This window comes from Pseudomonas aestuarii (genome assembly GCF_027988105.1).
Lineage (GTDB): Bacteria > Pseudomonadota > Gammaproteobacteria > Pseudomonadales > Pseudomonadaceae > Aquipseudomonas > Aquipseudomonas aestuarii.
This window is the reverse complement of sequence record NZ_JAQJZJ010000003.1, coordinates 136348-149999: the sequence shown is the minus strand read 5'-3', so window position 1 is coordinate 149999 and position 13652 is coordinate 136348. Positions and strand designations below refer to the sequence as shown.

General features: G+C 62.0%; 10 protein-coding genes. All 10 read left to right on the top strand.

All coding sequences use genetic code 11. The annotated features are described in order from the left end of the window. The first annotated feature begins 82 nt into the window (after positions 1-82). The 10 genes from PH586_RS07665 (at position 83) to PH586_RS07620 (ending at position 13549) form a co-directional block, all read left to right on the top strand. A complete protein-coding gene (locus PH586_RS07665) occupies positions 83-3646 on the top strand; it encodes an indolepyruvate ferredoxin oxidoreductase family protein (RefSeq protein WP_271347166.1) in 3564 nt (1187 codons plus the stop codon). A 146-nt stretch (positions 3647-3792) separates the two neighbouring features. Beyond that, entirely contained in the window at positions 3793-4173 is a 381-nt protein-coding gene (locus PH586_RS07660; RefSeq protein ID WP_271347165.1) for a MerR family transcriptional regulator, read from the top strand. Between the two features lie 37 nt (positions 4174-4210). Continuing rightward, entirely contained in the window at positions 4211-5392 is a 1182-nt protein-coding gene (locus PH586_RS07655) for an isovaleryl-CoA dehydrogenase (RefSeq protein WP_271347164.1), read from the top strand. A gap of 101 nt (positions 5393-5493) precedes the next feature. Beyond that, the gene (locus PH586_RS07650) at positions 5494-7101 is read left to right on the top strand and encodes a carboxyl transferase domain-containing protein (protein ID WP_271347163.1); all 1608 of its coding nucleotides are present in this window, start codon (positions 5494-5496) and stop codon (positions 7099-7101) included. 134 nt (positions 7102-7235) lie between these two features. Beyond that, complete coding sequence (locus PH586_RS07645) at positions 7236-8033, top strand: gamma-carboxygeranoyl-CoA hydratase (RefSeq protein WP_271347162.1); 798 nt, start codon at positions 7236-7238, stop codon at positions 8031-8033. Positions 8034-8118: 85 nt separating this feature from the next. Then, positions 8119-10086 (top strand): acetyl/propionyl/methylcrotonyl-CoA carboxylase subunit alpha, encoded by a 1968-nt coding sequence (locus PH586_RS07640; RefSeq protein ID WP_271347161.1) that lies wholly within the window; start codon positions 8119-8121, stop codon positions 10084-10086. Beyond that, a complete protein-coding gene (locus PH586_RS07635; RefSeq protein ID WP_271347160.1) occupies positions 10083-11003 on the top strand; it encodes a hydroxymethylglutaryl-CoA lyase in 921 nt (306 codons plus the stop codon). Before PH586_RS07640 ends, PH586_RS07635 begins: the two co-directional genes overlap by 4 nt. A gap of 254 nt (positions 11004-11257) precedes the next feature. Then, entirely contained in the window at positions 11258-12439 is a 1182-nt protein-coding gene (locus tag PH586_RS07630; RefSeq protein ID WP_271347159.1) for an acetyl-CoA C-acetyltransferase, read from the top strand. 113 nt (positions 12440-12552) lie between these two features. Next, positions 12553-13152, top strand: coding sequence for a TetR/AcrR family transcriptional regulator (locus tag PH586_RS07625; RefSeq protein WP_271347158.1), 600 nt, complete (start codon positions 12553-12555; stop codon positions 13150-13152). Positions 13153-13165: 13 nt separating this feature from the next. Next, complete coding sequence (locus tag PH586_RS07620) at positions 13166-13549, top strand: thiamine pyrophosphate-dependent enzyme (protein ID WP_408636815.1); 384 nt, start codon at positions 13166-13168, stop codon at positions 13547-13549. Positions 13550-13652: the final 103 nt, after the last annotated feature.

The window sequence follows — 13652 nt, the reverse complement described above, 5'->3', positions numbered from 1 at the left end:
ACAGACAATCTGTTCATATTTCTTGGCGGTCCCTTTCTGCATGAGGCGGCCGTATCGATAAGAACAAGATTGGAGGTTAGTCATGAGCAAGTCACCGTCCCTGGACGACAAGTACGTTCAGCAAAGCGGAAAAGTATTGCTGACCGGGATCCAGGCGCTTGTGCGCTTGCCGTTGATGCAGCGTCAACGCGACCTCGACGCGGGCCTGAATACGGCAGGTTTTATCTCCGGTTACCGCGGCTCTCCATTGGGCGGCTTCGACCAGGCCCTGTGGAAGGCGCGCGATCACCTCAAGCAGAACCACACCGTGTTCCATCCTGGCGTCAATGAAGACTTAGCCGCTACCTCGCTTTGGGGCACCCAGCAGGTCAACATTTTTGAAGGTGCCAAGTACGACGGTGTATTCGGCATGTGGTATGGCAAGGGCCCCGGAGTAGACCGCTGTGGCGATGTATTCCGGCACGCCAATGCTGCCGGCACCTCCAAGTTCGGTGGCGTTCTGGCGATTGCCGGTGACGACCATGGCGCCCGTTCCTCGTCCCTGCCGCATCAGACCGAGCACATCTTCAAGGCCGTCATGATGCCGGTGCTGGCGCCGTCCGGGGTGCAGGAATACCTCGATTACGGTCTGCACGGCTGGGCCATGTCGCGGTACTCCGGCTGCTGGGTTGCACTCAAGGCGGTCGCCGACACCGTGGAAAGTGCGGCCATCGTCGACCTCGACCCACATCGCGTGCAGCCGATCATCCCCGACTTCGAGCTACCCGAGGGCGGTCTCAATATCCGCTGGCCTGATCCTCCCCTGGCACAGGAACAACGTCTGCTCGAGCACAAACTGTATGCCGCACTGGCGTATGCCAAGGCCAACCGCCTCGACCGCATCGTGCTCGACTCGCCAAAGGCGCGCATCGGCATCATCACCTCCGGCAAGTCCTACCTTGACGTCTGCCAGGCGCTGAAGATTCTCGGCATTGATGAGGCCATGGCGCAGCAACTCGGTCTGCGTTTGTACAAGGTCGGCATGATCTGGCCACTGGAAGCTGATGGGGTGCGCCAGTTTGCCGAAGGGCTGGAAGAGATCGTGGTGATCGAGGAAAAACGTCACCTGATCGAGTACCAGCTAAAAGAAGAACTCTACAATTGGCGCGAAGACGTACGCCCGCACATCGTCGGCAAGTTCGATGACAAAGGCGAATGGAGCCTGCCGCACACCGGCTGGCTGCTGCCGGCAATCGGCGAACTGACCCCGGCCCAGATCGCTCGCGCGTTGGCCGGACGCATTTTGCGGCAGCAACAGAACGCTCAACTGCAGGTGAGCCTGGCAGTCCTCGACGCCCAGTTGGCGTGCAAGGGGCACTTCAATAACCTGATGGATCGGGTGCCGCACTACTGCTCCGGCTGCCCGCATAACACCTCGACCAAGGTCCCCGAAGGCAGCCGCGCGCTAGCCGGCATTGGCTGCCATTACATGGCTGCTTGGATCTATCCGCAGACCCAGACCTTCAGCCAAATGGGCGGCGAAGGCGCAGCTTGGATCGGCCAGGCTCCGTTCACCGAAACCCAGCATGTATTCGCCAACCTCGGTGACGGCACCTACTTCCATTCCGGCCTGCTGGCGATCCGGGCGGCGGTAGCAGCCAAGTCGCGGATCACCTACAAGATTCTCTATAACGATGCAGTCGCCATGACCGGTGGCCAACCGGTAGACGGCACCTTGAGCGTGGCGCAAATCAGCCGCCAACTTGCTGCCGAAGGCGTACAGCGCATCCTCGTGGTCAGCGAGGATCCAGACAAATACCGCAACGCCAAGGACCTTGCCGAAGGCGTGCCGGTATTTGCCCGCGAGCGGATGGAAGAATGTCAGAAAGAGCTGCGCGAGTTCCCTGGTGTCTCGGCACTGATCTACGACCAAACATGCGCCGCCGAGAAGCGTCGCCGGCGCAAGCGTGGCAAGTTCCCAGACCCGGCACGCCGCGTGGTGATCAACGAAGCCGTGTGTGAGGGATGCGGCGATTGCAGCAGCAAATCCAACTGCATGTCAGTGGTCGCTGTAGAAACCGAATTCGGGCGCAAGCGCGAGATCGACCAGTCCTCCTGCAACAAGGATTTCACCTGCCTTTCCGGTTTCTGCCCGAGCTTCGTCACCGTCGAGGGCGGCAAGCTGCGCAAACCCAAGGCCCTGGCTGAAAACAGCGAAGAGCGCTGGGACCTGCCGCAACCCGCGCCGCTTAACCTGGATGAGCCCTATAGCATCCTGGTTACCGGTGTCGGCGGTACCGGCGTGGTGACCATCGGCGCCCTGCTCGGCATGGCCGCCTTTATAGAAGGCAAGGGTGCACTCAACCTGGACATGGCCGGCATGGCGCAGAAAGGCGGCGCGGTGTGGTCGCACATCCGTATCGCCGCACGTCAGGAGCAGCTGTTCGCACCGCGCATCGCCGAAGGCGAAACCAGCCTGTTGCTCGGCTGCGACCTGGTGGTCAGCGCCAATAGTGAAACCCTGACCAAGTTGCGTCAGGGCGTCACCCACGTACTGGTCAACAGCGAACAAAGCATCACCAGCGCATTCGTGCGTACCTTCGCCAAGCAGGCGGAAAGCGGCGACCTACAAGCCAACCCCGACCCGCAGTTCCGTACCCAGGACATGGCCGCGCAAATCCGCGAAGCGGCCGGCGATGATCAGGTCAGCTTTATCGACGCCAGCCAGATCGCTACCGCGCTGATGGGTGATTCCATCGCCACCAACACCTTCATGCTCGGCTTTGCCTATCAGCACGGCTGGCTGCCGGTGGGCGAAGACGCCCTGCTGCAAGCCATAGAACTTAATGGCACTGCGGTCGAGTTCAACCGTTCGGCCTTCGCCTGGGGGCGCCGCGCCGCCGTCGATCTACCACGCGTGCAGCGCAAACTTGAAGCCAACAAAGTCCAGAGCCGCGACCGCCAACTGTCGCAGAGCCTGGAGGAAAGCATTGCCCGGCGTGCCGAATTCCTCACCGAGTACCAGGATGCGACCCTGGCCAAGCGTTATCAGGAGCGTGTCGAGCAATTCAGCGCAGCGGAATGTGCCCTGTCCGGCCAGCCGGGCCCGCTCACCGAGGCGGTGGCGCGCTACTACTTCAAAGTCCTGGCAATCAAAGACGAGTACGAAGTGGCGCGCCTGTTCACCAATGGCGAGTTCCTCAAGAAAATCGAAGCGACTTTCGAGGGCGACTACAGTCTGAGCTTCCACCTGGCTCCACCGCTACTGAACAAAGCCGGCCCAGGCGTCGAGCCGGCCAAGCGCAGCTTCGGCCCGTGGATGCTCAAGGGGTTCAAGCTGCTGGCCAAAATGAAATTCCTGCGTAACACCTGGCTGGACCCGTTCGGCTATACCCACGAACGTAAAGTCGAGCGCGAGTGGTTAGACAGCTACGAACAGACCCTCGACCAACTGCTAATGGACCTCAGCCCGCAAAAGCTCGAGACAGCAGTGAAGCTGGCCAGCCTGCCAGATGCCGTACGCGGGTATGGCCCGGTCAAGGAGCGCTACCTGGCACACGCCGAGCAGCAGAAGACCCAGCTCCTCGAACAATGGCGCAATGGCGATCAGTTCCACGATGCCGGCCTAGCCGAGAAACCCGTACGCATCCACGCCGCCCAGCTCTGATCAAGCGCGGGGCCTTCTCGAAGGTCCCGCGCTGATCAGCGCGGTTGCACCACACCACCTGAGTACTTAACCGCCTGGTGATGCATCAGTGGTTAAAAACGCGGGATGCGCGTAACCGTTAACGTAAAGGTCATACACGAGTGAGCATGTCTGGGACATACAGCATTTCCGAACTCGCTCGCGAGATGGAAGTGACCACCCGCACCATCCGCTTCTACGAAGAACAGGGCCTGCTTGTGCCCCAACGACGTGGCCAGGAGCGTATCTACTCGCTACGCGACGGGGTCACGCTGAGGCTGATCCTGCGGGGCAAGCGTATCGGCTTCTCGCTGGCTGAATGCAAGGAGCTGATCGGTATGTACGACCCCGCCGGCGGCAACCACAAGCAACTGAGTCGCTTTCTGGAGAAGATCGCCGGACGCCGGGAGCAACTCGAACAACAGATTCTGGACATCCAGCACATGCAGCTGGAATTGAACACTGCAGAACAACGCTGCCAGGCCGCACTGCGGCAACCTGCGGCATGAATCAAGCAATCGACAACGACTACAGGAGAGCTGGACCATGAGCCATTTGCCCGGACTGAATTTCTTCCTTGGTGAAGACATCGACATGCTGCGCGATTCCGTTGCCAGCTTTGCAGCCAAAGAAATCGCCCCACGCGCGGAGGCCGCGGACCGCACCGATCAATTCCCCATGGACCTGTGGCGCAAGTTCGGTGACATGGGCCTGCTCGGCATGACCGTCCCGGAACAATATGGTGGCTCGGGCATGGGCTACCTGGCCCATATGATTGCCATGGAAGAGATCTCCCGCGCTGCAGGCGGCATCGGTCTGTCCTACGGCGCCCACTCCAATCTGTGCGTCAACCAGATCAACCGTAACGGTAGCGATGCACAGAAGGCCAAGTTCCTGCCCAAGCTGGTCACCGGCGAACACATCGGTGCCTTGGCGATGAGTGAGCCGAATTCCGGCTCCGACGTCGTATCGATGAAGCTACGCGCCGACAAGAAAGGCGACCGTTATGTACTCAACGGCACCAAGATGTGGATCACCAACGGCCCCGATTGTGACGTGCTGGTGGTCTACGCCAAGACCGACCTGAGCGCCGGCGCCAAGGGCATGACGGCTTTCATTCTGGAAAAAGGCACGCCAGGTTTCAGCTGCGCGCAGAAGCTCGACAAGCTCGGCATGCGTGGTTCGCACACCGGCGAGTTGGTGTTCCAGGATGTCGAGGTTCCCGAGGAGAACGTACTGGGCCAGGTTGGCGAAGGCGTCAAGGTACTGATGAGCGGCCTCGACTACGAACGTGCCGTACTCAGCGGCGGGCCATTGGGTCTGATGCAGGCGGCGATGGATGTGATCGTGCCCTATATCCATGACCGCAAGCAGTTCGGTCAGAGCATCGGCGAGTTCCAGCTGATCCAGGGCAAGGTCGCCGACATGTACACCACCCTCCAGGCATGCCGCGCCTATCTCTACTCCGTAGGCAAGCACCTCGATTCGATCGGCTCTGGACATGCACGCCAGGTCCGCAAGGACTGCGCCGGGGTGATCCTCTATACCGCGGAAAAAGCCACCTGGCTCGCCGGCGAGGCGATCCAGATCCTCGGCGGCAACGGCTACATCAACGATTACCCCACTGGCCGTCTGTGGCGTGACGCTAAGCTCTACGAAATCGGCGCCGGCACCAGCGAAATCCGCCGCATGCTGATCGGCCGCGAGCTGTTCAACGAAACCAAGTAGTCGAGCCCTTTGTAGGAGCCAGCTTGCTGGCGATGCTTTTACCCCGGATCGCCAGCAAGCTGGCTCCTACGAAACATGCCCAATTCGACGGAGCGCCCCAGATGGCCATCCTGCATACCCAGATCAACAACCGTTCCCCGGAGTTCGCCACCAACAGCGCGGCGATGCTCACCCAGGTGAACGACCTGCGCGCCCTCCTAGCCCGCGTCCATGAAGGCGGCGGCGAGAAGGCCCAGCACCGCCACACCTCGCGCGGCAAGCTGCTGCCGCGCGAACGGATCAACCGCCTGCTCGACCTCGGCTCGCCCTTCCTGGAGATCGGCCAGTTGGCCGCCCATGGCGTCTATGGGGAAGACGTACCCGCCGCCGGGGTGATCGCCGGTATCGGCCGGGTCGAAGGCGTCGAGTGCATGATCGTGGCCAACGACGCCACGGTAAAAGGCGGCAGCTACTACCCGCTGACCGTGAAGAAGCACCTGCGCGCCCAGGCCATCGCCCAGCAGAACCGCCTGCCGTGCATCTACCTGGTGGACTCCGGCGGCGCCAACCTGCCGCGCCAGGACGAGGTGTTCCCCGACCGCGAGCACTTCGGGCGGATCTTCTTCAACCAGGCCAACATGAGCGCCATGGGCATCCCGCAGATCGCCGTGGTCATGGGCTCCTGCACCGCCGGCGGCGCCTATGTGCCGGCCATGGCCGACGAGGCGATCATGGTGCGCAACCAGGCGACCATCTTCCTCGCCGGCCCGCCGCTGGTGAAGGCCGCCACCGGCGAGGTGGTCAGCGCCGAGGACCTGGGCGGTGCCGACGTGCACTGCAAGACTTCGGGGGTCGCCGACCACTACGCCGACAACGACGAACACGCCCTGGCCCTGGCCCGGCGCAGCATCGCCAATTTGAACTGGCGCAAGCTCGGCGTGCTGAATAATCGCGAGCCGATCGCCCCGCTGTACGACGCCGAAGAGCTCTATGGGGTGATCCCGGCCGACGCCAAGCAGCCCTTCGATGTACGCGAGGTGATCGCGCGCACCGTCGACGGCTCGCTGTTCGACGAGTTCAAGGCACTGTTCGGCGCCACCCTGGTCTGCGGCTTCGCCCATATCCAGGGTTATCCGGTGGCGATCCTCGCCAACAACGGGATCTTGTTCGCCGAATCGGCGCAGAAAGGCGCGCACTTCATCGAACTGGCCTGCCAGCGCGGCATTCCCCTGCTGTTCCTGCAGAACATCACCGGCTTCATGGTCGGCCAGAAGTACGAGGCCGGCGGCATCGCCAAGCACGGCGCCAAGCTGGTCAACGCCGTGGCCTGCGCCAAGGTGCCGAAGTTCACCGTGATCATCGGCGGCAGCTTCGGCGCCGGCAACTACGGCATGTGCGGCCGCGCCTACGACCCGCGTTTCCTGTGGATGTGGCCGAACGCGCGGATCGGCGTGATGGGCGCCGAACAGGCCGCCGGCGTCCTGGTCCAGGTCAAGCACGAGCAGGCAGCGCGCGCCGGCCACGACTTCTCCGCCGAGGAGGAAGCCAAACTGAAGCAGCCGATCCTCGAACAGTACGAGCGCCAGGGCCACCCCTACTATTCCAGCGCGCGGCTGTGGGACGACGGCGTCATCGACCCGGCGCAGACCCGCGAGGTGCTCGGCCTGGCGTTGTCCGCCAGCCTCAATGCGCCGATCGAGCCGACCACCTTTGGTGTGTTCCGCATGTAACGGCATCAAGGCGCCCCCCAACCTGTAGGAGGCGCGACCTCGCGGTGAACGCAGGCGACAGCCTGCTCGAAGCCAGAGCTTCGCCCCGAGGTAGGACCTCCTACAAACAGCAGCATCGAGGAACGCGACAGACCATGACCGACTTCAGCACCATCGAACTGGAAACAGACCCGCGCGGTTTCGCCACTCTCTGGCTCAACCGTGCCGACAAGAACAACGCCTTCAACGCCGAGATGATCCGCGAGCTGATCCTCGCCCTCGATGACGTGCAGGCCGACAAGAGCCTGCGTTTCCTGCTGCTGCGCGGCCGCGGCAAGCACTTCTCCGCCGGTGCCGACCTGGCCTGGATGCAGCACGCCGCGACCCTCGACTACAGCGCCAACCTGGCCGATTCACGGGAATTGGCCGAGCTGATGCACAACCTCTACCAGCTGAAGATTCCGACCCTGGCCGTGGTCCAGGGTGCGGCCTTCGGCGGCGCCCTGGGCCTGATCGCCTGCTGCGACATGGCCATCGGCACCGACGACGCGCAACTGTGCCTGTCGGAGGTGCGTATCGGCCTGGCCCCGGCGGTGATCAGCCCCTTCGTCGTGCAGGCCATCGGTGAGCGCGCGGCACGCCGCTATGCCCTGACCGCCGAACGTTTCAGCGGCGAGCGGGCCCGTGAACTGGGCCTGTTGGCCGAGAGCTACCCGGCCGAGGCGCTGGACGACGCGGTCAACGACTGGGTCGCCAACCTGCTGCTCAACAGCCCGCAGGCGATGCAGGCGAGCAAGGACCTGCTCAAGGAAGTCGCCAGCGGCGTGCTCACCCCGGCCCTGCGCCGTTACACCGAAAACGCCATCGCCCGCATCCGCGTCAGCGCCGAAGGCCAGGAAGGCCTGCGCGCGTTCCTCGATAAACGCAAGCCCAGCTGGCAGGAGCCACAATGACTATGCCTCGCGACCTAGTGCTGCATACCGTCCAGTGCGACAGCTGGCTCGATAAACGCCAATCCCTCCGGCAGGAGCCACAAGCATGAGCAAGCACATCGACACCCTGCTGATCGCCAACCGCGGCGAAATCGCCTGCCGGGTGATGCGCACGGCCAAGGCCATGGGCATCACCACCGTGGCGGTACACAGCGCCGTCGACCGTAGCGCCCGCCACGTGCGCGAGGCGGACATCGCCATCGACCTGGGCGGCGCCAAGCCGGCCGACAGCTACCTGCGCATCGACGCACTGATTGCCGCGGCCCAGGCCAGCGGCGCCCAGGCCATCCACCCGGGCTACGGCTTCCTCTCCGAGAACGCCGGCTTTGCCCGCGCCATCGAAGCCGCCGGCCTGCTGTTCCTCGGCCCGCCGGCCAGTGCCATCGACGCCATGGGCAGCAAGTCCGCGGCCAAGGCGCTGATGGACGCCGCCGGCGTGCCGCTGGTGCCTGGCTATCACGGCGAGGCCCAGGATCTGGAAACCTTCCGCGCCGCCGCCGAAGTCATCGGCTACCCGGTCTTGCTCAAGGCCACCGCCGGTGGCGGCGGCAAGGGCATGAAGGTGGTCGAGCGCGAGAGCGAGTTGGCCGAAGCCCTGGCCAGCGCCCAGCGCGAGGCGCAGTCGTCGTTCGGCGACTCGCGCATGCTGGTGGAAAAATACGTACTCAAACCACGCCACGTGGAGATCCAGGTATTTGCCGACCAGCACGGCCACTGCCTGTACCTGAATGAGCGCGACTGCTCGATCCAGCGTCGCCACCAGAAGGTGGTCGAGGAAGCGCCGGCGCCGGGCCTCAGCCCCGAACTGCGCCGCGCCATGGGCGAGGCCGCAGTCAAGGCCGCCCAGGCCATCGGCTATGTCGGCGCCGGCACCGTGGAGTTTCTGCTGGATGAACGCGGCGACTTCTTCTTCATGGAGATGAACACCCGCCTGCAGGTCGAGCACCCGGTCACCGAGGCCATCACCGGCCTCGACCTGGTCGCCTGGCAGATCCGCGTCGCCCGTGGCGAGCCGCTGCCGCTGACCCAGCAGCAGGTGCCCTTGATCGGCCACGCCATCGAAGTGCGCCTGTATGCCGAAGACCCGGAGCACGACTTCCTGCCGTCCACCGGACGCTTGAGCCTGTACCGCGAACCCGCGGCCGGCCCGGGTCGCCGCGTCGATACGGGCGTAGCCGAAGGTGACGAGGTCTCGCCCTTCTATGACCCGATGCTCGGCAAGCTGATCGCCTGGGGCGACAACCGCGAGGAAGCACGCCTGCGCCTGCTGGCCATGCTTAATGAAACCTGCATTGGCGGGGTCAAGACCAACCTGGCGTTTCTGCGTCGCGTGCTGGCCCACCCGGCCTTCGCCGACGCCGAGCTGGATACCGGCTTTATCCCGCGCTACGAAGCGCAGCTGCTGCCGCCGCCAAGCGAGTTACCCGCCGAGTTCTGGCAACTGGCTGGCGACGCCTTTGCCCAGAGCGAGCCGCTACGGCGCAAGCACGAAGACTTCCATTCGCCGTGGGCCGGCACCAGTGGCTGGCGCGCCGGCCTGCCGACCGAAATCGACCTGCACTTGGCCTGCGACGGCGTCACGCAAAAGGTGCGCGCCTGCGGCGTCGCCCGACTACAGGGCGAGACGCTGTTGTGCAGCAGCCCGCGAGACACCGAGGTTCAGCCAGACGTACTACAACGGCGCCTGCATGCCATCCGCCAGGGCAACACCCTCTACCTGGAATGGCAGGGCGACTTGCACGCCATCAGCCAGCTCGATCCGATTGCCGAGGTCGAAGCCAGCCACAGCCAGCACGGTGGCCTGACGGCGCCGATGAATGGCAGCATCGTCCGCGTACTGGTCGAAACCGGTCAGCGGGTCGAGGCCGGCACCGCGCTGGTGGTGCTGGAAGCGATGAAGATGGAACACAGCATCCGCGCGCCCCACGCTGGCACGGTCAAGGCGCTGTATTGCAGCGAAGGCGAGATGGTCAGCGAAGGCAGCGTCCTGGTTGAGTTGGAGGGCATTGAGTGAACCTTCCAAAAACAGTCAGGCTCGTCGAAGTCGGCCCACGCGACGGCCTACAGAATGAGAAACAACCGATCAGCGTGGCCGACAAGGTGCGCCTGATCGACGATCTGTCCGCCGCAGGCTTGGGCTATATCGAAGTCGGTAGCTTCGTCTCGCCCAAGTGGGTTCCGCAGATGGCTGGCAGCGCCGAGGTGTTCGCCCAGATCCAGCAGTTGCCCGGCGTGACCTATGCCGCCCTGACCCCCAACCTCAAGGGCTTCGAAGCAGCACTGTCGGCCGGAGTCAAGGAAGTAGCCGTCTTCGCCGCCGCCTCCGAGGCCTTCTCGCAGAAGAACATCAATTGTTCCATCAGCGAGAGCTTGCTGCGTTTTCTGCCATTGATGGACGCCGCCAAGCAACAGGGCATTCGCGTGCGCGGCTACGTGTCCTGCGTGCTCGGCTGCCCTTACGAGGGCAGCATCGCCCCGGCCCAAGTGGCGGATGTGGCCCGCGAGCTTTACAACATGGGCTGCTACGAGATCTCCCTCGGCGACACCATCGGTGCCGGCACTGCCGGAGAAACCCGGCGCTTGATCGAAGTAGTCGGCAGCAAGGTCCCGCGCAACAAGCTGGCTGGGCATTTCCACGACACCTACGGCCAGGCCCTGGCCAATATCTACGCCAGCCTGCTGGAAGGCATCGAGGTGTTCGACAGCTCGGTCGCCGGCCTCGGCGGCTGCCCCTACGCCAAAGGTGCCACCGGCAATGTCGCGACCGAGGATGTGCTGTATCTGCTCAATGGCCTGGGCATCGAAACCGCTGTCGACCTGAACAAACTGATCGCCGCCGGTCAGCGCATCTGCGCGGTACTGGGCCGTGAATCCGGCTCGCGTGTGGCGCGAGCCCTAAGCAGACTTCAGCGCAACGAGCTGTCCGCCTAATAACGCTATGAGGAACGGCGAATTATGAACAACATCTATCCCAACGCTCATCACACCCTCGAAGAACTGCACACATCCACCGGCAGTTAGGTGCTGGTCGACTGAAAACGACGCGGTGCACCGCCACTAAAGCGAGTGTCTGCGTCATAGCCACATCGGCGGCCCAGCCGCCGAGCGGCGAGATTTATGCCATTTGGCAACGTGGTGCACACTTCGAAAAGTCGCTGCACCATGTCTTTTATTCGGAGCCAATCATGCAAGACGTCGTCATCGTAGCCGCAACCCGTACTGCCATCGGCGCCTTCCAAGGCAGCTTGGCCAATGTCAGCGCCATTGAGCTGGGTAGTATTGTCATCCGCGCCCTGCTCAAGAAAACCGGTCTGGATCCAGCCAGCATCGATGAAGTGATCCTAGGTCAAGTCCTCACTGCTGGATGCGGGCAGAATCCCGCACGACAATCGGCCATCAACGCCGGGCTGCCACATAGCGTACCCGCGCTGACCGTCAACAAACTCTGCGGCTCTGGGTTGAAAACCGTGAGCATGGCCGCCCAGGCAATCCGCTGTGGCGACGCAGACGTGATCATCGCTGGCGGCATGGAAAACATGAGCCTGGCACCCTATGTCCTGGCCAAGGCTCGCACCGGCCTGCGCATGGGCCACGCCCAGCTAGCGGACTCGCTGCTGCAGGACGGACTGACCGATGCCTTCAATAATTATCACATGGGCATCACTGCGGAAAATCTAGTCGACCGCTACAAACTGACGCGCGAAGAGCAGGATAACTACGCCGTACGCTCCCAGAGCCGGGCCTGTGCCGCCATCGAAGCGGGGCGTTTCAGCGATGAGATCACCCCGGTGGAGATCCCGCAACGCAAGGGCGCGCCCCTGCTTTTCGCCACTGACGAACAGCCACGCGCGCAAACAACCGCCGAGTCGCTGGCAAAGCTCAAGCCCGCCTTCAAGAAAGATGGCAGTGTCACCGCCGGCAACGCCTCGACCATCAATGACGGCGCCGCCGCGGTGTTGTTGATGAGTGCCGCCAAGGCCAAGGCACTCGGCCTGCCAGTGCTGGCCACTATCCAAGCCTACGCTAGCGCAGGAGTAGACCCGGCTATCATGGGTATAGGCCCGGTGTCGGCGAGCAAAAAGTGCCTGGAGAAAGCGGGCTGGAACCTATCCGACCTTGACCTGATTGAAGCCAACGAGGCCTTTGCAGCTCAAGCCATCTCGGTCGGCAAGGAGTTAGGTTGGGATATCGACAAGGTCAACGTCAACGGCGGTGCTATCGCCCTAGGCCACCCAATTGGTGCGTCCGGTTGCCGCGTATTGGTCAGCCTGCTCCACGAGATGATTCGCCGGGATGCCAGGAAAGGCATGGCAACCCTGTGCATCGGTGGCGGCCAGGGTGTAGCGCTCGCGTTAACTAGAGACTAAAAGTGCTCAGGCCCTTAATTGTTTTTTGAGTGAGTTTAATAATCGTGCCTAAGGAACTGTGGGCCACCTCTTAAACCGAATAGTAGGTATTTTTACATGAAGGTCAGCGCAGCGTGATAACGCAAAAGGAGGCGTCTCCCTGCTCGCCGGCCCTATCTCCCCATCAAAAAGTCAGGAGGGCTGCGCTGGCGCTTTTTGCTGAAAAAGGCTTCCATAGTATTAGCTTGCGCAAACTCGCCGGTGAATTAGGCGTGCAAGCAGGCTCCATTTACAATCACATAAAGAGCAAAAACTCCCTACTGTTCGAGTTGATTGATGAACACGAATCAGACCTGCTTGACGCCATAGAGATGGCTGTACCGAGGAGTTGTGGTCCATTGGAAAGCCTCTTGGCCTATACCCACGCCCACTTACAGTTTAATGCTGAATATCAGCAGCGTCATTTAGTGAGCCGCCTTGAATTTCGAAATCTTAACGACCAACAACAACAGGTCATTAATGAGATCCGTAATGCCTACCACAAAATGCTGGAGCGCATAATTCTTCATGGCGTCAAAGAGAGCATCTTCAACCCTACCAAGATAAAAGAAAAATCTATAATTATAATCGCAATGCTTAACGAACTCCCGAACTTGAAATACCAAGAGCCCCAACCTTCGTTTGAACATGTTATAACCTTGACTCAAGAGATGATCCTTGGATCACTGACCTGAATCGCTCAAGCTCATCGATCCGAAGCGTACCGTCATAGCCTTCGCCGGTGACGGTTGCTTCATGATGAATGGTCAGGAACTGGCGACCGCCAAGCATTACGGCGCCAACATCATCGTGATCGTGGTCAACAACAGCATGTTCGGCACCATCCCTATGCACCAAGAGCGCGAATACCCGATCCGGATCGTCGCGACTGAGCTGCAGAACTCGGACTTCGTCGCCCTGGCCGAAGCCTATGGCGCTCATGCCGAGTACGCGACCGCAATAGTGCAGTTCGCCGAGGCGTTCCAGCGCGCTCAGGCAGCAAGTAAGCCGGCGCTGATCGAGATCCATATCAATCCAGATATCATCTTGCCGAACACGACCATCACTGCTATTCGGGCCGCTGCGAAGTAAACACCTCACAGGTGGTTATCGGGCCGGTTGAGAACCATGTTCTCGGCCGCCCCGAAGAAGGAAATAAGTCGTAAGCGTCCAGCCAAGTCACCTTCCGAACTCC